Source organism: Halarchaeum nitratireducens, assembly GCF_014647155.1.
Lineage (GTDB): Archaea > Halobacteriota > Halobacteria > Halobacteriales > Halobacteriaceae > Halarchaeum > Halarchaeum nitratireducens.
Genome location: NZ_BMOQ01000012.1, coordinates 1 through 18,626 on the forward strand (window position 1 = coordinate 1; position 18,626 = coordinate 18,626).

The window sequence follows — 18,626 nt, forward strand, 5'->3', positions numbered from 1 at the left end:
AAAAAACCTTCGACCACCGTTTCCGCAGGTTCCGTAGGTGGGGGGTGAGTTTCCGTAGGCTACCCGAATATCCACAGCACCGGCGTTTCCGGAGGTTCCGTACCCCACACCATATTTCCGCAGGTTCCGACGATCTTGGAGACGCCGTCTGTCTGACGTAGCTATTTGAAGTCACAGAACGCACAGAACGGATGGAAGCCATGACTCGGAGAATTGGGATCACGAACCAGAAGGGTGGCGTGAGTAAAACCACGAACACAATCAACGTCGCTGGCGCACTCGCTGCTGCTGGCGTAGACGTTCTTGCCGTCGATATGGATCCTCAGGGGTACCTCACGCATCGGCTGGGGTTCGAGGACGAGTACACGTCGGACCCACCGTCACTGTACGATGCGCTTCAGTCGCCCGCTGACCACGACGTCGACGATCTCGTTGTCGCTCACGAGGAGTTTGACCTCCTCCCGGCCAACATCGATATGTTCCATCTTGAGCAGGATCTTATCGCGAGCGGGATGCGCCCCCGGCTGCGGTTGAAGAAGGTTCTGGAGAGTGCGACCGCGTGGGACGTCGTCCTTATCGATGCGCCGCCGTCGCTAGGTCCACTGAATGATAACGTCGTTCTCGCCACCGAGGAACTGCTCGTCCCAGTCGAAGCCGACGAAAGTTCCCAGCTCGCGCTTAACCATCTACTCCGCCAGCTGGACACGCTCGAGGACAACTATGACACGCACATCGATATCCTCGGTCTCATCGTCTCGAACGTGGCCTATCCGCTGGATAATGAACAGCGGGCGGCCATTGACTGGTTCAACGAGCGCTTCAAAGGACGTGTCGCAGTGTGGACCGTGCGCAGTCGGGCCGCAATCAAGCGGGCAGTGAAAGACCAGGGCTCGGTGTTCGCAGAAGACGCTGAAGAGACCGATATGACCGACGTGTATGCGCAGATCGCTGCGGAGATCATCGATGAGTGACGAGATCGATGACCGGCTGAGCCGCCGGTTTGACGACGACCAGGACGACCAAGACGACGCGGCTACTTCCAAGAAGTCACAGAACGACATGACGTCTGGTCAATCCGGGAAACAGAGGAAGTCACAGACTTCACAGAAGGCACAGAACATCAAGAAGGAATGGAACGTGCGGAGTTTCTACCTCGACGACGACCTCGATAGCGATCTCACGACGGCGTTCAAACGACTGGATCTCTCACTATCAGAAGCTGATGCCGAGGTAAACCTCAAGAAAACGCGCCACTTCTACCCGCTAATCGTCGAACTCGGTTTGGAACGCTTGGGGAAAATGGACATCACAGAAGTCACAGAACGGTTGGAAAGCACAGATTCGGAATGATCGTCGAGGGCGGATACCAGCGTTATTCACTCACACCACGACCGTCTACCATGCGTATGTTGTCCTGACTGGGCAACACAACTGCCCCGATGTCGGTGTTGAATAGCGGTATGACGGGAGGATGAGCGAGCTACGAGGAGGAGCTTCACTTATCCCTCGCATCTTTTTCGAAGGTCAGATCCGTTCGCGCCTCGGTGCCGCAGTTACAGCTGCCGTGGCTCTGTTGAAACCCTATTAGTTAGACACTACTTTCGGTGAAGCATCTGCTAGGTAGGTATGCGAATCTAAAATGCTCACCAGAGCACTTGCTGAGCAGGTCTTCGAGCATCTGAACTAATCAACTTAACGACCTGTCCAATCCTCAAACTGGCCTAACTCGACAGTGGCACATAAGTTAGTAGCTAGGTCCCAATACAGTTATTGAATAGCATAAATGTCCCCAGCGTTGGTGCCGGCGTACACGACGCCGTCTCGGACGACAGGAGAACACTCGATGCCAGTCACCATCGTATCTCCGGACTGTCTACTTTGCACGCCGAATGTCCATCGAGTCTCCCCCGTTGCAGCGTCGAGGCAGACAATATTCTGGTCGGTGTAGACGATGGAATTCTTCGTGGCGCTTAGAGCAGACGCAGATTGGGTCGTCTTAACGGACCACTGAACCGTCCCATCCGTCGAGAGAGCATAAATCGTCCCGCCCCCACAAACATAGATGCGACCGTTCTCTCCGGAAATCGGTTCAGTGATGTCCGAGCCAATGTCCTTCTGCCAGCGTTCGCTTCCGTCCGCCGGCTCAAGTGCATAGATCGAGCCCGCCTGTGTACCGACGTATACGGTTCCTTCTATGACAGAGGGCGTGGCCCGAACAGCACCATCCACTTCGTACCGCCACTGTTCGCTTCCATCGGTTGCGTCCAAGGCGTGGACAACATTCGTTTTCCCGCCGACATAGACAGTTCCGTTCGCGACGGTCGGCGTTGAGAGATATTGGCCCTCATCGGAGCGCCAGTCGGACTCTCCACGTGTCGCATTCAGTGCGATGATCTCTGAGTTGCTTAGACTGGTAACGTACACTCGACCGTTCGAGAGCGTCGGTGCAGACGAAATATCAGTACTGGAAAGCGCCCGCCATCGGAGACTTCCGTCGGATAAGTCAATCGCAGAAACACCCGTACTCTCCTCACGACTACCGAGCATAGAGACGTATGCTGTGTCTCGCGTCACAGCTGGTGCCGTGATACTGTTAACATTTGAAGGCGCACTCCAGAGTCTGGACCCGTCGGTCGTACTCAATGCGTATAGCGAGTCGGTAGTAGCGACAAGAACGCGGCCATCTATGACCGCTAGTCCTCCGTCAACCTCCTCGTGCCGTGATCGCCATTTCCTAGTGATATCCGTAGGCACTGACGTATTAACCGAACCCGTATGCGCAGCAGTATATTGATATTGTGTGCGAGCAGCTGTGTATTCTGGATCCTCACCCGTCGGTGTTATCGTGGACTCTCGTGACGGTGATGTAACGCATCCTCCGATAATGGACATAGTGAGGAGGCCTCCATTCCGAAGTACATGACGTCGAGACCAAGGCATGGTAAATTCACATCTACCAGACATTAAGTTCTTTATCCCATACTCTTCGCGGTCGTTCGAGTTGTCGTATTAAATAGTGGTGGCTTCGTTAATGGCCTCTTGTGGCCGGTGAATGGGTGATAACAGCAGACCCAGATTAAGCGTTTTTCGCTTGGAGAGCGCTATTCAACGACGAACCGAACAGTCATTTCAGCTCACGTAAGGCCGCCCCAGTTGTTTTTCCCTCTCGGAGACATGTCCAATACAGATACCTGAGGATTCCGACGACACTGACGGGGAACGGGTTATCTTGGCAATACTGGTTGGGGTGACGTTCGGAGCGGCACTCGGAACGACAGTTCTCCAAGATCTCACACGGGGTATTGTTGTTGGTGTCGTCGTTGGAACCCACCTGCTCTCGTCTTCCCAGAGCGGACAGACCGGCTCTTCGAGACGGTAACAGACAAACTCGGAGAATAGCTCTGCTGTACAAATATGTTGCAAACGGCGCTAGTCTATCTTGGATTCGTCCTGACGCCGCTCCTGGGGCTCCTCGCGCTCCGCCTGTTGTTGCGCTCTGGTCTCGTCACTGACGGTACTGAGGACCGTGACGTGTGGTTCACCGACGAGCCGCAAACGCTTCACTCCTGCCGGTTACGGTGCCACAAGGGACTGACTTGGGCCACGTTCTTCGGCGTCTGGTTCCTGACACTGATACTCTACGTCTTCTTCGTTGATACAGTGTTCACCGACCCACCCGTCTGAGCACCGGTAAATAGTTTGCCTGTATCTAACGAACAAGAGGCGTTACGTATTCTGAAAGTGGCAGTTTATCTAGGCTCTAGACTGGTTTGATGACAAAACGAATAGTCCGAGCAGAGTCACAAGACGGCTGAGTAGATACGCTCCAGCGTACAGCAGACTTGCTGCAGGTTGGTAGACAATCAAGAGGACGTAGGTTCCGAACGTGAACGAGAACCCGACTAGTCTGACAGGAAGTGATTCACTCAACTGCTGGCCGTACTCACCTAACCGGTGCATAAGGTATGGAACCCCACCGCCAAGCAAGACCCCCATTAGGAGACCAATATAGGAGAGTGGCGTGGCTGGAAGGCTACCTGTACGGACTACCTGGCTGACGCTTTCAATCTCGCTAAGCGAGTAGGTGAGAAGAGCGAACACGAAGAGTACCCCGCCTAGCTGAACGAGGCTCATCACGAACACAGGGAATGCCGTCAGGTCCAACCCCGCATCCAACGCTTGTCTGATCACCCAGAAGAACGCTATTCCGAGAAGGGCGGTAGTCAGACCGAGTACGGTCGCGACGAAATCACTCGTGAAGACGCCAAGTACCAGTAGGAGGAGTCCAAGCGGGACCAGTACCGCTGAGAGAAGACGGAGAAGCCGCATTCTATCCATACCTCCACAAATATGACATAATATAAAATAGGTTCGGTGATGGGTGGGATCGGAATACCTGTCTGTTAGGTTCTTTCTCTGTACGCAACACTCGCCGTCGGCATTCCAAGTGAGCGAGATCCGGGAGACACACCGTGCATCGAGTGAACTATCGGCTTTGTTCAGCGGAAACGGTGGTGTGGAAGAGGCATTAAGCAGGTTGTTCTACCTGGCGACGACCGCGAGGGCGACGCTGAGGACGGAGATCGTCCTGGGATTCCTGAAGGCGTTCTTCGCGGTATTGAGACCATCATTGAAGGGAATACCGCAAGCAAAGAGGACCTCGAGTCTCTACTGAAGTACTAACGACTTTTCTTGAGGCAGATGTGTGTCACGTCTCTTCCGAACAACACCGAAGACAAGTCGGAAATCCCAACAGATGGCTCTCTCAGCGTTTAGTCCTGAAACCGAGTCAGGCGACGCCCCCCTTGTAGGAAGCCCCACCTTTAGACGGGGAAAATGTTACGCGAGTCCGGCCTCCTCGAAGGCATCGTTGACGACGTCTGCCGTCGGTGCGTTGAGGTAGGGTTCGATGGCCTGGAAGCTATCCCAGCCACCGACGGCCATCACGACGCGGGGATTCATTTGCCGGTCGACGAGGAGGCGTTGCGCGAAGCGCCGGCGGAGGTCGTGGGAGCTCACGTACTGGTAGTCGTCGTCGCCGGTTTCGGCGGCCGCACGCTCGGCCGTGCGCTTCACGACGTCGCGGACGCCGCGTTCGGTGAGATCAATCAATAAATCGTGTGGCGCTATATCTTCGGCAGTTTGGTAGCGGTGAATGTCGCCCTCGACGTCTGCGGGGAGGTAGGCATCACGTGGCTTTCCGCCGTTCCCCGTTGTGTCTTTTCCCTCTGGAACTCGGAGTCGGTAGTGATCACCATCCGGCGTGCGTTTCACATGCTCCGGGCGGATTTGCGGGATTTCGAAGGCTCGGAGGCCAACGTAGCTACCAAGCTGGATGATGAGATCGTCGCGATGGTTCGCCGCGGCCCGCCGCAACTCCTCGAGCTCGGCGTCGGTCATCCAGACCTTGTATTCGTCCTGCTTTGCGGTCGCTTCCAGTCGCATAGGAACTTCTAGAACAAGCTCACACTAAATATCTATCGAGCATCAGAAACAGCGGTGTGTCATCCCCGATTAGGCCGTTTGAGCGGAGAATAGCAGTGGTCCAGTGACGACTTCTAAAATAAGTCGGCAGAGACCTACCGACCGCCGAATGCCGAGGACACGAACGCCATAAGAGCGGCTACATCTACGATACCGAGCATCGCTCCGATTGCCCACCACGTAGAGAGGAAGGACGAGGCCGTCTGCGTGAACATCGCGGACGGCGAGTGAAGCGATAGGCTGTCGACGACGTTGAGGAGGACGATCGTTCCCACCACCCAGCCGATATTCCCGACGACCATACCCAATACGACTGCCGCTCCATCTGGTTGCCCTCGACTCATTGTGGCTTCTGTCGGGGGCGAACTCCATAAACACCAGATCAACCGCTCGCGAACGCGGACATCCTACCCTCCGAAGCCGAGATGATCGCGGATGCCGTGTCAACGAGGAACGTCTCGGTCGATTTCGAGGTGCGTCCGTCTCAATTACCCCCGACGAGTAGAACACGCCGAATTTCTGGGGTTCACCCCTCGTTGTGCAGTTTGTTCTCCGCTTAAATCTGCGTGCTGGGGGTTCTCCGTGCTTCTGTGGCCGTGAAAGATGGTTGCATATCGCCGAAATCGTCCAAAGGAACAGGCGGTATGCAGTGTACAGATACTGGCCGTTCCAGCCTGCGGAGTCGACTTTCTCCAACTGGGTTATATTTTGCCGTCGCGTTCGAGCGGCTATGTCCTCCACCACGGATCCCGTCGTGTACAATGACGTCGAGCTGACGAAGAAGGCACAACAGACGCTCCGCGCGCTCCAGGATATCGGGGGCGAGGGGACGACCGGCGAGATACAGGCACACACGCCGTTCCCGAATCGACAGTCGGTTCATCACCAGATGGACGCTCGACTCACCGTCGCGGGTCTCGTCGAGCGCGCGGGGAAGCGCGAGAACCCGGGCGCGACCTTCGACGCGAACGTCTGGCGGATCACCAAGGACGGCTGGGCGTTCCTCCGGGAGAATCGCGAGCGGCTCGCGACGAACCTGAACCTCGAGCTCCTCACCGGGCGTTTCGAGCGACTCGCGAAGCGGCTCCAGACAATCTTCGGCCGCGTGCACGACGTTGAGCGCGGCCACCGCGACCTCGAGGCACAGTACGAGGAGCACGCGCGCCGGACGGACACGCAGTATCGCCACCTCCAGCGTACGAAACTCGACGTCGACGACGACAGCTATCGCCGTCTCCAGCAGACGGTTCGACACCTCACCAACCGTGTAGAGGAGCTGGAAGAGGAACTCGCACGCGTCGACGGCGAGATCGAGGACGTCGAGGGTGGGGTGAACGGCGTCCACCTGGAGGTCCTCGAGAAGGCCGACGAGTCACGCACGGCGAGAGCCGACCTCGGTGAGCGAGTGCATCGGGTTGAGGACGCACTCGAGGAACGCGGTGGATGGTTCGCCCGCTTCCGCTCGTAGCCCCCGCCCCTGTCAACCCCCTTCTTCTCGAACCTGCGAGAGACGCTGTGCCGCGCCAATGCGCGGGCCCGCCACGGTGTCGTCCCTAGGTACTAGGATATACCACTCGCGCCCCTCGGTATGGAGGATGGAGAGAGCTTTAGAGAGTCTCTGGACGTGCTCCGCATCGTGTGGAGGCCCACTACGGGTAAATCAGGCCCCGGGTGAGTGAACGAAAGTCGGAGGATGGCCGAGAGCGCATATCGTTCGTGCGGACGCCGCGCGCATTTCTCGCAATAGTTGCCGCGCAAAGCGCGCGCCCTAGCGAGCCCTGTCCAAATCCCGTAGGCTGGGGGCGCGTCCGGCCTCCCGATCGCCGTCGACGACACTCGCGGGGCGTGTGCTCGGTACAGACGCCAGGGAGAACCGCGCACTCTTCCATAGTCGGGTTCGGACGGAACGCGACGTCGAGACTCGGCGAGAGACCGGCTACGCACTGCTCCGGCGTTTCATAATCGGGGGAGACCCCCGGCAGTAGAGTGAGAAAGGTGATTTTGGTTCTGGGGTCGACGCGTGGCGGTGGAGTGTCTGTGAGGAGAGGGGGCTACGCGAGTTCGTCGAGAATCTCGCGGTCCTCATCGATAATCTCTCGCACGCGCTCGCGGTGCTCCTCAAGGTCGTCTTTCTCGGCGTGTTCCTGGCTCATTGTGTGTAGTATAGGGGATCGTTTGATTTGAAGCTTCTCACGGGACTACGGCTCGAGGCGGTCCTCATCGATTTCGCCGGTTTCCAACCACTCAGCGATTTCGTCGACGTCGTACCGGCGAATCTTCCGCAAGACGCGGGGGACGTTCGGGCCGCGGTCAGGTGGTTCCTCGCCGTGGTCTAGGAGGAACTCGCGTGTCGTCACCCAGGCCGTCCGTTTGTTACCGTCCTCGAAGACGTGCGCGGTGACGAGTTTTCGAAGGAGGAAGGCCGCTCGCGGGTAGAGCCCTTCGACGTCCTCGCCTTCCCGGAGTAGACGCCGGATTTCGAGACGTGGCGACGCCACCCGTGCGCCGGTGTACTTCAGGTCGTAGTCAGCTTCAATCTCCTCGTGCGTCGCCACGATTTCCTTTGCTCGGGGATACGGTGGTGACGTCGTCACGGCTCCATCGCGTCGAGTGCGTCTTGAAGCGTCTCGGCGTCGGCACCGTTCGCGCGATCGACGAGTTCGCGACGAAGCTGTGCCTCCTCTTCCTGTTCGTCGAGGCGGTCCGGCCACGGTCGTCCCTGCACCTCGGTCCAGAGACCGTACATCGCGGCCTCCGGGAAGTGAATGCCGACGTGGTCGCCGCCGTCTGTGGTGACGTCGAGTACCCAACCGTCCTCGAGCTTCGAGCTCGGGCCGTAGTTGCACGCGGTCTGGTCGTCCTTGGCGACGTACTCGCGGTGTTCATTCGCGAGGAGGCGGTTGATGACGTCGTTAAACGAGTCTCCCGGGTATTTCTGCCCGCTCAGGTCTTGCCACGTCTGCCGCGTCACCTCTATCGAAGTCTTCTCTGTCATGGTTGCTATAGTGAATCCAGCCACCATAGTTTTTGGTGTTGTACGATAGTCGTGTGAGTAAGCACGTGGCGATGTCGTCGAGAAGACGACCGGCGCTGGAACGCCGGCCGCGTGCGCCCACCAACTTGAGGCTGGGGGAGAGGAAGTAGCGTGGTAGGGGCCGTCTTCTCTGACCGGTATCGGATTCTCTATTTCCGGTTGCCCTAATCGCGGAAGTTTGGTAAAAAGGTTTTTCCCCGTCCCCGAGAAAGAGGAAGGTGAGGACGCGGACCAGGCCCGCTGGGTTGAACCCTCGGGACTGATCCGGTTAGGAACGTGGGGTAATGGCCTACGTTCTGTTGACGTCCGCTCTACGGTCCTAATCCTTTGAGGAGGTACTCCTGTAGCGTCTGCGACTCGAGCATCCGGACCGTGTTCTGCCACTGTGAGGCGACGTCGTGCGACTCATCACCAGTATATCGACCTTTGATCCACGCAGCGACACGAGTCTGCTCGATCCCGCCATACGACCCGGTGAGTCCCTTGATCTGATAGAACGGGAAGGGTGAAGACGTCGCGTCCCGCCAGTCGCGGTTGAACCACACTACAGAGTCGTAGCGCTCGGTGGGATGTTCTCCCGCGTCCATCTGGGATCGAACGTAGCCCGCGATGTAGTCGGCGGCTGCAGCCTCGGGATACGTGAGGTCTGCGGACGGAAATCCTGACACGTACACGCTCCCGAAGGCTGACTGGAATGAGGGGCCGATAATTTGGGCAGCCTGTGTTCGGAGATGCTCCTGCGATCGGCCATACATGCTGGCAGCACCATCTGGAAGCAGCACCGCGTCACCGCGATAGGACTCGGCTTTTGCGAGAGCTGCTTCGCCAGCATGCAGACAGCTGCAGCCTTATCGTGGATAGTCTCTTGCTCGTATCCAACGGCGACTCGCCACGGGACAGGTAGAGTCCGTCACCGCTTGACCACAGAGTTATTACGGTCTATTGTGTTCTATTACACATGCCCATCAGTATCGATCGGTTCGACGACGAACCCGCGGATGTCCTCAACCTCCAGGAAGGGACACACCCGTATCGGCTTCTTCAGTTCCTCGCGGACCACAGCGACCAGGCGTTCACGCAGACGGAACTCCACGAATCGACGGGCATCAAGCGCGGGAGCATTGGCGCTGCGCTCTCCCGCTTGGAGGACCGCGGCCTCGTTCGACACCGCGGGCGGTACTGGGCCATTGCAGAGGACGACCGACTTGCCTCGTACGCGGCGCAGGTGAACGCCAGCTCCGCCTCGACGACGGACGACTACTACGGCGACGGGGAATGACGGACGTCTTCGAGCGCGGCGCGGTTGTGAAAGGCCCGGATCTCCTCGCAGATCACGACCTCTAGGCCGTACGTCTGTCTGAGCGACCGCACTCATCCGTTCCACGACGAGGAAGCGCTCTACGCGGCCGCGACGACGACGCGGCGAGCGGTCGCCATCCCGCTCACCGACGACGACTTCGTTTCGGGCGGCCTGCCGCGGGAGAGCTATGTGAATCCGTGGACAGTCGTCACGATTCGGCATGCGGACATGGCGCGTGAAGAGGGGCGTCTCGTCGAGGCGACGACGGAGAAAATCGCTACCGAGGCTGCTGGCTATCTCGGTATCCGCTGAAAGCGCCGTCTCGCGTCCTTAACCAACAGTCAGCTGCGGGCAGCCGAGTCTGTTGGTTAAACCACTCTGGTGACGTCGAGATGCGTCGAGGGACCGGCTACGCACCGCTCCGGCGTTTCATAATCGGGTTGAATCCCCGGTAGTAGAGGTGAAAAAGTGGTTTTGGTTCTGGGGTCGACGCGTGGCGGCGGAGTGTCTGTGAGGAGAGGGGCTACGCGAGTTCGTCGAGAATCTCGCGGTCCTCGTCGATAATCTCTCGCACGCGCTCGCGGTGCTCCTCAAGGTCGTCTTTCTCGGCGTGTTCCTGGCTCATTGTGTGTAATAGGGGGGCCAGAGAGGGGGCGAGTATATGCGCGGTCGTACTCTCACGGGTCTGCCATCTACATGCATCTCCTCGTGGGAGGGGTTTGGTGGTGTCGAATACCTATGCGAGGAGCGTTGAGTGCTTCGCTGGAGGGTGTGCATCTTCCGGGAGGAACAGGCGTCCGCGCCTCGTAGCTATTGATTGTCACGAGAATCACTTAAACGCCGAATGAGTTAGTGGTGGCTGGCCCACTTGGGAGCGTAGAAGACGACGCACGGCCGGGAGAAGGCGTGATAGTGCGAAACGGGCATCACGGCGAACTCGAGCTCCCATGCCGTGGCGAACTCCACGACGTCGAACCAGCCATTCCGTATCTGCTTACCGTCCTCGCCGACGCCAGTCTTCGACACCGAATAGACGGAGATTCTTCTCTAGATTTAATACACGTAAAGGGAGCTACCAAAAACTGTTAAGGCTGACAGTCCTATATGTCTGTATAGGCCATGTCCGCTGACAAACGCCTTCCGGTAACCGAGGAGACGCGGAAGGAACTCCACGATCTCAAGGAGCCCGGCCAGACCTACGACGATCTTCTCAAGGAACTGGCTCAGCAGCGCCGCCGACAGGAGTTGGAGCAGCGCTTCCAGGAGTTGGAGGAGGCGGACCGCGACGAGTTGACGTCTCTCTCGGATGTCTGAGTACGACGTCCTGCTCGCCGACCAACCGTGTGAGTTCCTCGACGCTGCCGACGAGAAGACCAAACGGATCTGTACGGAGAATCTCGGCTACCTCGCAGACAACCCGTACCCCGGACGCGGCCGTGGAGACAAGGAGAAGCTTCCTATCGACGGCGAGCGAGACCGTTACCGGCTGCATATTTCTCGAACCTACACGGCCATCTACACCGTCTTGGAGGACGAGAAAGAGGCGCGCGTGCTGGAGATCGTCTCTATCGACGAGGCACACAAGCGATACGGTTTCTGAATCCCTGTTTCAAACACCTCGGTCGGCCCTGTAGATCTGCGCCGGGTGCGGAAGTTGGTCAGAGTTCCTCGATGAGATTCTCTAGGAGCTCGTCGTTCGTGATGTCGAAGGTCCAGGAGTGGCTACCGGAAGCCTGCTTGATCACGTCAGCGACGGTCTCTTTCGGGACATCGAAGTGCATCTGGTGGTCCCATCCCCAGCAGGTGAGGACGTACGCGACCCCGTGAGAGGTGCGATAGCGCGCAATCCAGACAGTCACCTCTGGGTTGTCCCCGTGCTGGAGGACGACGTCGGGATTCGCATCCTCTCCGGCCCAGGTGGGCTCGGTCAGGTAGTCTCCGAGAGCTTGGCTGAGCGGTCTCGATTCCTTTAGTTCGAACGGAGCGTACATCCGGATCGTCTATAGTAGGGTTCAGAAGTCTTTGTCGTGGCAGCCGCTGAAGACAGGTGCATTCGCTGGCTCTCGAAGATCCAACGAGAGAAGTAAGTAGTATTTCTGGTGATCACTATCAGTGGTTGATGGCACGGTTTTCTTATTCAGACCTGTCTCCGTAACTTACCGGTGTACGAGTTTCTTTCAGTGTGTTTTCTGAATAAAGTCACTATACTACCGATGACTGCTATAGTTACGAATACTGAGCTCCAATGACGCGATTTTCAGACTCGTCCGACTCACCGACTCTTTCTCTCAGACTGGGTGCAGGAGGCCTACGAGATCTTTGTGGACGTGGCAGATGGCTCGCACAACGACATCTCCTACGAGGACGCGTAGTCTCTCAACGGGGGGTGACCCGTCCTTGATAGTTGAAGCATGAATTAATTTTATAATGGATGAATTTAATTATGAGGTACTATGTGTGATACGGATCACACGAGCAAAAGAACAGTACTCAAAAGCATCGGTTCTGTCATGGCAATCAGTGGAAGCCTATCAGTGATCCCGGAAGAAACGGCGGCAGTCAAGGAGAATAAAGATCCCACTATCCCCGAAAAGCTAATCTCTGACTTTCATACACTAGATAAAAGAGCTAAGCGGTACTTCAATAAATCCGTCTCAAATGGGAGTCATAAGTCACTAGTGAGGGACTGTCCTGTTGGCCTCCGAGAGACACCATTTATTCAGAAGGGAAGTAAATTATACTGTCTCAGGTCTTTCACTCAGGGAGATGGGTATCAAACGGAGGATAAAACACATATAGATGAAAAGAAATCTATTAAAATTCGACCAGAGGTGATCAACTGATGTCTATTGAAATAAACATCTTCGCTTCGCAGGAGCTATATTCTAATTCCCAATTACAAGCGCCTGAAGTTGCCAAGAACTACCTAACGCAGGCTCTGAATGATACCGAATTCGGGTTTGATATTTCAACTCCCAATGTTCAATACGACGCCAATGATAGTGATCCAAACTTAGATGATTTCGCTGCCACGATTCAGACTGAGCATCCAGACCTGTGGGCGAAAGATTCAAACCATCTTCTAGTATCTGGGAAAGCCGACCCAATTGGTGCAGCAGGAAGGCGGGCGTCATATAGTGATGATGGTGGGGTTATCGCGGGTATGTCTAGTACTACTACCCAGACAGAAATGTATAATACTCCAGAAGGAGCCGCAATCCATGGTACACTACATGAGGTCGGCCATGAACTGCTATACGATAGTGATGTAAATGATCATAAACGTGGTGATAACTGGGTGGAATATGATCCGGAATATCCCACAATCGGACAATACTATGTGACTCCCATGCTTGCGGATCATGCAAGTAAATGGTCAGAAAATGGCTGCCAGCATGATCTAGTAAACCCTTCCGACTACTCTTCGTTCTATCGAAGTATGCTCTGGGCTGATTGCATGACAAAAAAGATATCCCCAAAAGATCCTGTCTAGTTCTGCACCCCCAACCGTCGCCTTTATATTGATGAGTTGATACGTTCTCCGGCGGTTATAGTAGTACATGAATTATTCAAGCTATTTGCGTGCGGTCGACGCGCATTTTGAGGGTATGCAACTACTTTTCTATCTGTCCCGAGTTGAACATATTACATCAAAAGGCCCATGCCCCCAATCCACGTAACTTCAAATACACTCGCAGCTCTCAATGCCTACTCCTAGCCCCTCTATTGGTCTCGCTGTGCCAGCGTACGAACCGGATCTCAAGCGCCTCCACCCATATCTCGATATGCTCGCGACGACGGTCGCCGACGAGGTTCTCGTCGCGCTGGATGACCCCGATCCCGGTGTCGTGGACACCCTTCGCGAGCACGCCCAAGTGTCGGTGTCGCCCGCGCGTCGTGGGAAAGGTGCGGCTGTGACGGACGCTTTTGACGCGCTCGCGGATGATGTCGATCGGTTGGTGCTCGCGGACGCCGACGCTAGCACACCCCCTGAGTCGATCGCCGAAATCGTTGCCGCGCTCGACGGCGGCGACGCGGAAGGACACACGGCTCCCACGGTCGCCGTCGGCAGTCGTCGCCACCCCGACGCAGATGTTCGCTCCCATCAGTCCCTCGTCCGACGAGGGCTCGGTGCGGGGTTCGTCTCCCTCGCACGCACACTTTTAGGCGTCCAACTGAGTGACTATCAGTGTGGGGCGAAGGCGGTCACGACCGACGTGTGGCGCGACGTTCGGCCGTATCTCCACGAACCGGGGTTCGCGTGGGACGTGGAGTTCGTCGCCGTCGCCGACGCGCTGGGCGAACGGATCGTCGAGGTTCCCGTCACTTGGGAGGACCAACCGAACAAGACGGTGTCACCGATCAGTGATACACTCTCGATGGCCCGGGGCTTGCTCGCCGCGCGCGAACGCGCGGCGACCGTGCGGGGCGCGTCGTCCCCACTCGCCCGCATCGTCTGTCGACCGACGCCGCTCGTCGAGACCCATGAATAGGCTTCAATCGCTCGCTCGCGGGGGGCTACTCGGACGCTATCTCTCGGTCGGCGTGACCGGCGCGTCGGTCGAGTCGATCGTAGTCCTCGCGTTGACGGCGACCGCGCTTACCGGGTCGCTCGTCGCGAAGGCCGTCGGTGCGGAGATTTCTATCTCGTTGATGTTCGTCCTCAATGACCGCTGGACGTTCGCGGACGCCGGCGCAGCCGGCATCCGCTCGTTCGTCGATCGCTTCCTCCGATCACACGCCGTGCGCGCCGTCGGGCTCGCCGTCGGGTTTGTCGTCCTCATCGCACTCACGGACTTCGTCACCGTCTCCGTTCGCCTCGCGGGTCTCGAGCTGTGGCCCACGCTCGCTAACCTCATTGGCATCGGGACTGGCTTCGCGGTGAACTATATCGGTGAAGGCCTATTCACGTGGAACCCGGCAGAAACGTGAATCGCGAACCGCTCGCCCCTTAAGACGAGGCGTTGTCGGCTCGAACGCTGTAGATCGTCACGGTCCCCTTTTCGAAGACGGGCGTGATACGCTCGTGGGAGCCGAACTCCCGGAGGTCGTAGCGCTCGCGCTCGTTCGGGCCGACGTAGATGTACTCGACGTCGTATTTCTCGGCGATCGCGAGCGTCGTGCTCGCATTGGATTCATAGAGCCGTTCCACGTCTTCCCGCCGGTCCTCGTAGGCTTTTGAGCCCCGATACCCCTTCTCGTGAACCCACCCAAGGACCGTCGGGATCCCGGTCAGGCTGGAAGGGGCGTTCATCCATTGATAGATCGCGATCCCCGGTGCGGACGTGATCGTCGGGGTTCCCTCACGGCTGTCTAACCACGCGATAGCCGCGCCCGCATCGGGGTGCGAGTCGTTGACGTATCCGAGCCCGTCGAGGGTCGCTTCTCCTTCGATAGCGGCGTTCGCCCGTTCGCCGCCCGCAAACGCCGGGAACACGGCCATCGCGGAGATGACAGCAACGACGAGCAGGACGGCGGCGACCGGCCGAACGCGTTCGCCGGTGCTCCGTGCCGACAGCCCACGGAGCGCCTTCGAGAGGATCGCTGCGACAGCGACGCCGCCACCGATCCCCCACAGTATCCACACCGAGTGATAGATCTTGTAGACCGTGTTCCAGCGGAGCGCGTTCGGATTGTACGGCCACACCTTCGCGTACGCCAGTTCGGCGAAGATGAGGAGGCCGACGCCGGCGAGCACTAACAGGACGGTGAAGCCACCGCTGCGCTGCGACACATCGCCGTCGTGCTCCGCGCGTTGGCGTCGAACGACGACCCACGCCGCGAGGCCAAACACGGCGAGGAGCGCGACGGGTGCGAAGCCCGCGACGGCGAGTGCCACGACACCGATCGCGAGACCCAGTAGGAGCGCACGCGTCCCGCCGACGTTACGGAGGGTATGGCGTGTCGGCGTCCAGAGCAGAAGTGCGAACAGGACGAGGAATCCGCCGTGGACGAGCAGGAACGGAACGAGGGGGCTTCCGGGTGGGAGGAAGCCCACGCCATCGCTCGTCGCGGTATGGTAGAGGAAGTACGGCGCGACCCACGCGACTGCGATGGCACCGACGACGAGTGCGGCGACACCGCCACCGAGCAGACGGCCTACATCGCGTCGAATGATCGAGTGGAGACCTTCGAAACGGGGGAACCGAGAGCCGGCAGGGCCGAAGAGGCTCCGTGGATCGGCGTCCGCGAAAGTGACCGCGAGGAACGTGAGACCGACGACGACGGGGAGTTCCCACGTGTTCACGACGCCGAGCAGCCCACCGAGCGCCGGAAGGACGAAGAGGAGGAGGGCGCGCCGACGCCAGACATCCTCCTCGGGCGTTCGATAGTACGCGAACACCAGCGCCGCCGCGAGGACGAGGAACGGCGCGCTCGTCATATGCGGACGTAAATCCCCGTTCACGAACGTCCACGAGGGGAACACGTCCACCGTTCTGGGGATGACGTACCGGCCCAGCCAGTAGGACCACTCTCCGGGGGTCGTCGCTTGGGCGAAGGCCTCCCCGTAGGGTGCCCGAATGCCGCTCACGATGGCGCGCCCGTATTCGCGCGCCAGCTGCTCGGGGAAGAGCCCCAACAGGAGGCGCGCCGGCGTGGCGAGCGTCCCCGACGCCGTCGACAGAAACGCCGCGGCGAGGCCCGCCACGACAGGGGGGGAGCCGCTTCGGTCAGCGATAGCTGCCGCGAGCCCGTACGCACCGGTCGCGAGCGCGGCGTAAAACGTCGGGACGAGGAGATTGTACGCGTAGCGGGCCTCCAACCCGCTGAGCGTCGTGAGGAACCCCGAGATGAGATAGCCGCCGTAGTAGTATCTGACCGTCCGCCCGGCGAACCACGGATCCTCCGGCGGGAAGGTTTCGGCCCGAAGCACGGCCTTGAGCAGGGAGAAGTCGAGGAACTTCTCCCCGCCGGCGGGGACGATCCAAGGATAGCCGAGACGGACGACCAGAAGCGCGCCGAAGGCGACGGCGAACACGGCCAGCGGGATACGGAGCGTTTTCGGGTCGGGCCAGATACCCGTGCGGAGGGTGAGCAAAGAGAGCGTAAGGAGTGTGAGTCCGCCGACGACGAAGCCAGCGGTCGCATCGAGTTTCCCGACCCAGTACGCGGGGAGCGAAACGACGAACAAGGCGACGGGAAGTCCGAAGGCGGCACCCGCAGTCGGGGACCGTGGGAAGAGCCGTTTCGTGAGCGGAAGCGCCGCCGCCCAGAGCACGGCGAGCATGAGAGACCAGCGAAGGAGGGCGAGGAATTCCACATCGGGCCGTGGCGACGAAGCGCCAAGAGTGTACTGTATATCGCTCATCCGTAGGAGATCATTCAGGATGAAGCCCTGCACTGATTTGGAAGACATCCAGGGGACGGGGGTGAGTGAGGGACTCATCAGGGATGCTGTCTGCGAAGCGACCCAGCTCGACTTCCAAGAGTTCACGGCGAATCGAGCAAGTAACGCGAAGTTACGTCCTCGACGCATTGGTGTTCGGTTAAGCACTGGATCGCCTCCTGAAGGCCTCAGCCACTCGTTCGCTGAGTAAGAGCCGCGATTTCTCTGGTTGGCGGGCGTCACGAAACATCAGCTCCGACAGGTTCGGCGGTGGATGGCCGAACGACTGGGCCAGATCTTCGAGAATGAGCTGGGCGAGAGACCGGAAGGTCTTCGCCCAGCGTTCTCGCGGAAACACTGTCTCTGGGAACAGCTCCTGAAACACCCCGAGTAAGGCTCTGCTGACCGTCAGCGTCAGCAGAGCCGCCACCACTAACAGCTCGACGATCGCTGGATCGCTCGTCTGGAACTTCTCCAGCCCATACAGCGACTTCAGTTCCCGGAATACCAACTCCACTTCCCACCGCAATCCGTACAGCGCCCCGACCTGCTTCGGAGTGAACTTATCGGGCAGATTCGTCACATACAGGTGGTAGTCGTCGGTGTCCTCGTTGCGGACACCGACGACACGAAACTCCATCGAATCCGTTGACTGCTTCCCAGCGTATGCCCGCCGTTTGAACTCGATCTCCACGGTTACGTCGATGATCTCCCGACTGAGATCTCCCAGAACGTCCCGCAGACGACGCTCTGGCAAGGAAATGGCGCGCCCGCGCCATTTCCGTCGCTCTCCGACGATCAACGGATTCGCGTTCGACTTCAGCCGAGTCAGGAAGAACCCGCCGTTCTCCTCGATCAACGCGAAGCGACGGAAACTGTAGAAGCCCAGATCGAACAGTAACAGCCGGCTTCGCAGCCAACTCCCGGTACGGAGTTGGCTGCTCTCGTGGGTGCGTTCGTCGGTGAGCTGGAACTGCTCGATCGTCTGCTTGCTCGCGTTCTGTACGACGTGGAGCTTCGCGCCAGATTGACCCGGGTGAGTCGCGGGAAACGCATCGAGAAGCCGATGCAACCTGAACACGGTTGCATCGGCGATCAGCACCTCTCGAAACAGCTCGAACTGTGGCGCGATCGTGTGAGGAACGGCGACCTCCTCGAGAGCGTGCTCGAGGAGGTCGCTCAACAGTGCTGCGAGGGCGGGCGTGAACCGATCGTAGAAGCTGGAGCGGGCAACGGTCTGGTTGGTTACTGCGGAGTACGCCCGCTGAAAGCCGGCGATAGTTCGGGCTTCGCCGTCGACGGCGAAGCCCATGATGAGCGTCCAGACGAGCATCGTGATGTCGATTTTCCGATCACGCTGGAAGACATCGCGCTCGCGCGCGATGTCTTCGATTAGCTCGGTGGGAAACAGGGAAGTCAGCCGCCGTCGTATGAGATCCGGGGAGAGCGTCTTGAACACATTCTCTCCCCACGCGGTCTAC

The 18,626-nt window shown here is 58.6% G+C and carries 23 protein-coding genes and 2 pseudogenes; 14 read left to right on the plus strand and 11 right to left on the minus strand.

The genetic code is table 11. The features are described 5' to 3' along the window. The first annotated feature begins 200 nt into the window (after positions 1 to 200). Together IEX91_RS15375 and IEX91_RS15380 are read left to right on the plus strand one after the other, a co-directional pair. Positions 201 to 971 (plus strand): ParA family protein, encoded by a 771-nt coding sequence (locus tag IEX91_RS15375; protein WP_188880132.1) that lies wholly within the window; start codon positions 201 to 203, stop codon positions 969 to 971. After that, positions 964 to 1,350 (plus strand): hypothetical protein, encoded by a 387-nt coding sequence (locus IEX91_RS15380; protein WP_188880080.1) that lies wholly within the window; start codon positions 964 to 966, stop codon positions 1,348 to 1,350. Before IEX91_RS15375 ends, IEX91_RS15380 begins: the two co-directional genes overlap by 8 nt. Positions 1,351 to 1,767: 417 nt before the next feature. On the opposite strand, the gene IEX91_RS15385 is transcribed toward IEX91_RS15380, so the two are convergent. Then, positions 1,768 to 2,964, minus strand: coding sequence for an outer membrane protein assembly factor BamB family protein (locus IEX91_RS15385; protein ID WP_326838248.1), 1,197 nt, complete (start codon positions 2,962 to 2,964; stop codon positions 1,768 to 1,770). 450 nt (positions 2,965 to 3,414) lie between these two features. Between IEX91_RS15385 and IEX91_RS15390 the strand changes: the two genes are divergently transcribed. Continuing rightward, positions 3,415 to 3,684, plus strand: coding sequence for a hypothetical protein (locus IEX91_RS15390; RefSeq protein WP_188880084.1), 270 nt, complete (start codon positions 3,415 to 3,417; stop codon positions 3,682 to 3,684). 69 nt (positions 3,685 to 3,753) lie between these two features. Here the strand turns inward: IEX91_RS15390 and IEX91_RS15395 are convergent, their stop codons facing one another. Further along, positions 3,754 to 4,338 (minus strand): hypothetical protein, encoded by a 585-nt coding sequence (locus IEX91_RS15395; RefSeq protein WP_188880086.1) that lies wholly within the window; start codon positions 4,336 to 4,338, stop codon positions 3,754 to 3,756. A 109-nt stretch (positions 4,339 to 4,447) separates the two neighbouring features. On the opposite strand from IEX91_RS15395, the gene IEX91_RS15400 reads away from it, so the two are divergent. Then, the gene (locus tag IEX91_RS15400) at positions 4,448 to 4,675 is read left to right on the plus strand and encodes a hypothetical protein (protein ID WP_188880088.1); all 228 of its coding nucleotides are present in this window, start codon (positions 4,448 to 4,450) and stop codon (positions 4,673 to 4,675) included. Positions 4,676 to 4,839: 164 nt separating this feature from the next. On the opposite strand, the gene IEX91_RS15405 is transcribed toward IEX91_RS15400, so the two are convergent. Both IEX91_RS15405 and IEX91_RS15410 read right to left on the minus strand, forming a co-directional pair. Then, positions 4,840 to 5,445, minus strand: coding sequence for a site-specific integrase (locus IEX91_RS15405; protein WP_188880089.1), 606 nt, complete (start codon positions 5,443 to 5,445; stop codon positions 4,840 to 4,842). Positions 5,446 to 5,579: 134 nt separating this feature from the next. Next, positions 5,580 to 5,786: a hypothetical protein gene (locus tag IEX91_RS15410; RefSeq protein ID WP_188880090.1), complete on the minus strand. Its 207-nt coding sequence runs from the start codon at positions 5,784 to 5,786 to the stop codon at positions 5,580 to 5,582. Positions 5,787 to 6,214: 428 nt separating this feature from the next. On the opposite strand from IEX91_RS15410, the gene IEX91_RS15415 reads away from it, so the two are divergent. Then, positions 6,215 to 6,952, plus strand: a complete 738-nt coding sequence (locus IEX91_RS15415) for a hypothetical protein (protein WP_188880091.1) — start codon at positions 6,215 to 6,217, stop codon at positions 6,950 to 6,952. Between the two features lie 730 nt (positions 6,953 to 7,682). On the opposite strand, the gene IEX91_RS15420 is transcribed toward IEX91_RS15415, so the two are convergent. The 3 genes from IEX91_RS15420 to IEX91_RS15430 form a co-directional block, all read right to left on the minus strand. Further along, entirely contained in the window at positions 7,683 to 8,039 is a 357-nt protein-coding gene (locus IEX91_RS15420; RefSeq protein WP_229772956.1) for a Fic family protein, read from the minus strand. Between the two features lie 35 nt (positions 8,040 to 8,074). Further along, entirely contained in the window at positions 8,075 to 8,479 is a 405-nt protein-coding gene (locus tag IEX91_RS15425; protein ID WP_188880093.1) for a hypothetical protein, read from the minus strand. A 350-nt stretch (positions 8,480 to 8,829) separates the two neighbouring features. Beyond that, positions 8,830 to 9,186 (minus strand): hypothetical protein, encoded by a 357-nt coding sequence (locus IEX91_RS15430; RefSeq protein WP_188880094.1) that lies wholly within the window; start codon positions 9,184 to 9,186, stop codon positions 8,830 to 8,832. Between the two features lie 290 nt (positions 9,187 to 9,476). Between IEX91_RS15430 and IEX91_RS15435 the strand changes: the two genes are divergently transcribed. Both IEX91_RS15435 and IEX91_RS16800 read left to right on the plus strand, forming a co-directional pair. Further along, on the plus strand, positions 9,477 to 9,797 hold the full coding sequence (locus IEX91_RS15435; protein ID WP_188880095.1) for a MarR family transcriptional regulator: 321 nt from the start codon (positions 9,477 to 9,479) through the stop codon (positions 9,795 to 9,797). Further along, positions 9,794 to 10,130: pseudogene (locus IEX91_RS16800) on the plus strand (hypothetical protein). The gene IEX91_RS15435 and the pseudogene IEX91_RS16800 overlap by 4 nt, the downstream one beginning before the upstream one ends. Positions 10,131 to 10,667: 537 nt before the next feature. Here the strand turns inward: IEX91_RS16800 and IEX91_RS15440 are convergent. Then, positions 10,668 to 10,844: a hypothetical protein gene (locus IEX91_RS15440; protein ID WP_188880096.1), complete on the minus strand. Its 177-nt coding sequence runs from the start codon at positions 10,842 to 10,844 to the stop codon at positions 10,668 to 10,670. A 93-nt stretch (positions 10,845 to 10,937) separates the two neighbouring features. Here IEX91_RS15440 and IEX91_RS15445 point away from each other — a divergent pair, with 93 nt between their 5' ends. Both IEX91_RS15445 and IEX91_RS15450 read left to right on the plus strand, forming a co-directional pair. Further along, positions 10,938 to 11,132 (plus strand): hypothetical protein, encoded by a 195-nt coding sequence (locus IEX91_RS15445; RefSeq protein ID WP_188880098.1) that lies wholly within the window; start codon positions 10,938 to 10,940, stop codon positions 11,130 to 11,132. Continuing rightward, positions 11,125 to 11,418 carry a type II toxin-antitoxin system RelE family toxin gene (locus tag IEX91_RS15450; protein WP_188880099.1) on the plus strand — a complete coding sequence of 98 codons (294 nt, stop codon included), beginning with the start codon at positions 11,125 to 11,127 and terminating at the stop codon, positions 11,416 to 11,418. Before IEX91_RS15445 ends, IEX91_RS15450 begins: the two co-directional genes overlap by 8 nt. 58 nt (positions 11,419 to 11,476) lie before the next feature. Here the strand turns inward: IEX91_RS15450 and IEX91_RS15455 are convergent, their stop codons facing one another. Then, entirely contained in the window at positions 11,477 to 11,809 is a 333-nt protein-coding gene (locus tag IEX91_RS15455; protein WP_188880100.1) for a hypothetical protein, read from the minus strand. A 462-nt stretch (positions 11,810 to 12,271) separates the two neighbouring features. Between IEX91_RS15455 and IEX91_RS15460 the strand changes: the two genes are divergently transcribed. The 5 genes and pseudogenes from IEX91_RS15460 to IEX91_RS15475 all read left to right on the plus strand — a co-directional run bounded on the left by IEX91_RS15460 (position 12,272) and on the right by IEX91_RS15475 (position 14,750). Next, complete coding sequence (locus IEX91_RS15460; protein ID WP_188880102.1) at positions 12,272 to 12,661, plus strand: hypothetical protein; 390 nt, start codon at positions 12,272 to 12,274, stop codon at positions 12,659 to 12,661. Next, a complete protein-coding gene (locus IEX91_RS15465; RefSeq protein ID WP_188880104.1) occupies positions 12,661 to 13,311 on the plus strand; it encodes a hypothetical protein in 651 nt (216 codons plus the stop codon). Before IEX91_RS15460 ends, IEX91_RS15465 begins: the two co-directional genes overlap by 1 nt. Positions 13,312 to 13,603: 292 nt before the next feature. Beyond that, positions 13,604 to 13,825 (plus strand): annotated as a pseudogene (locus IEX91_RS16805) (hypothetical protein); the annotation flags it as partial. 210 nt (positions 13,826 to 14,035) lie between these two features. After that, complete coding sequence (locus tag IEX91_RS16420) at positions 14,036 to 14,311, plus strand: hypothetical protein (RefSeq protein ID WP_229772959.1); 276 nt, start codon at positions 14,036 to 14,038, stop codon at positions 14,309 to 14,311. Further along, a complete protein-coding gene (locus tag IEX91_RS15475; RefSeq protein ID WP_188880107.1) occupies positions 14,304 to 14,750 on the plus strand; it encodes a GtrA family protein in 447 nt (148 codons plus the stop codon). Before IEX91_RS16420 ends, IEX91_RS15475 begins: the two co-directional genes overlap by 8 nt. Before the next feature lie 19 nt (positions 14,751 to 14,769). On the opposite strand, the gene IEX91_RS15480 is transcribed toward IEX91_RS15475, so the two are convergent. Further along, complete coding sequence (locus tag IEX91_RS15480) at positions 14,770 to 17,079, minus strand: DUF2298 domain-containing protein (RefSeq protein WP_188880108.1); 2,310 nt, start codon at positions 17,077 to 17,079, stop codon at positions 14,770 to 14,772. 226 nt (positions 17,080 to 17,305) lie between these two features. Further along, positions 17,306 to 18,604: an IS4 family transposase gene (locus IEX91_RS15485; RefSeq protein ID WP_188880110.1), complete on the minus strand. Its 1,299-nt coding sequence runs from the start codon at positions 18,602 to 18,604 to the stop codon at positions 17,306 to 17,308. Positions 18,605 to 18,626: the final 22 nt, after the last annotated feature.

Coding starts and splice junctions, on each gene's coding strand:
- IEX91_RS15445 (WP_188880098.1), top strand. CDS start 10,938: ATGTCCGCTGACAAACGCCTTCCGGTAACCGAGGAGACGCGGAAGGAA.
- IEX91_RS15385 (WP_326838248.1), bottom strand. CDS start 2,964: ATGTCTGGTAGATGTGAATTTACCATGCCTTGGTCTCGACGTCATGTA.
- IEX91_RS15435 (WP_188880095.1), top strand. CDS start 9,477: ATGCCCATCAGTATCGATCGGTTCGACGACGAACCCGCGGATGTCCTC.
- IEX91_RS15460 (WP_188880102.1), top strand. CDS start 12,272: ATGTGTGATACGGATCACACGAGCAAAAGAACAGTACTCAAAAGCATC.
- IEX91_RS15450 (WP_188880099.1), top strand. CDS start 11,125: ATGTCTGAGTACGACGTCCTGCTCGCCGACCAACCGTGTGAGTTCCTC.
- IEX91_RS15390 (WP_188880084.1), top strand. CDS start 3,415: ATGTTGCAAACGGCGCTAGTCTATCTTGGATTCGTCCTGACGCCGCTC.
- IEX91_RS15465 (WP_188880104.1), top strand. CDS start 12,661: ATGTCTATTGAAATAAACATCTTCGCTTCGCAGGAGCTATATTCTAAT.
- IEX91_RS15395 (WP_188880086.1), bottom strand. CDS start 4,338: ATGGATAGAATGCGGCTTCTCCGTCTTCTCTCAGCGGTACTGGTCCCG.
- IEX91_RS15455 (WP_188880100.1), bottom strand. CDS start 11,809: ATGTACGCTCCGTTCGAACTAAAGGAATCGAGACCGCTCAGCCAAGCT.
- IEX91_RS15380 (WP_188880080.1), top strand. CDS start 964: ATGAGTGACGAGATCGATGACCGGCTGAGCCGCCGGTTTGACGACGAC.
- IEX91_RS15410 (WP_188880090.1), bottom strand. CDS start 5,786: ATGGTCGTCGGGAATATCGGCTGGGTGGTGGGAACGATCGTCCTCCTC.
- IEX91_RS15405 (WP_188880089.1), bottom strand. CDS start 5,445: ATGCGACTGGAAGCGACCGCAAAGCAGGACGAATACAAGGTCTGGATG.
- IEX91_RS15425 (WP_188880093.1), bottom strand. CDS start 8,479: ATGACAGAGAAGACTTCGATAGAGGTGACGCGGCAGACGTGGCAAGAC.
- IEX91_RS15415 (WP_188880091.1), top strand. CDS start 6,215: ATGTCCTCCACCACGGATCCCGTCGTGTACAATGACGTCGAGCTGACG.
- IEX91_RS15475 (WP_188880107.1), top strand. CDS start 14,304: ATGAATAGGCTTCAATCGCTCGCTCGCGGGGGGCTACTCGGACGCTAT.
- IEX91_RS15375 (WP_188880132.1), top strand. CDS start 201: ATGACTCGGAGAATTGGGATCACGAACCAGAAGGGTGGCGTGAGTAAA.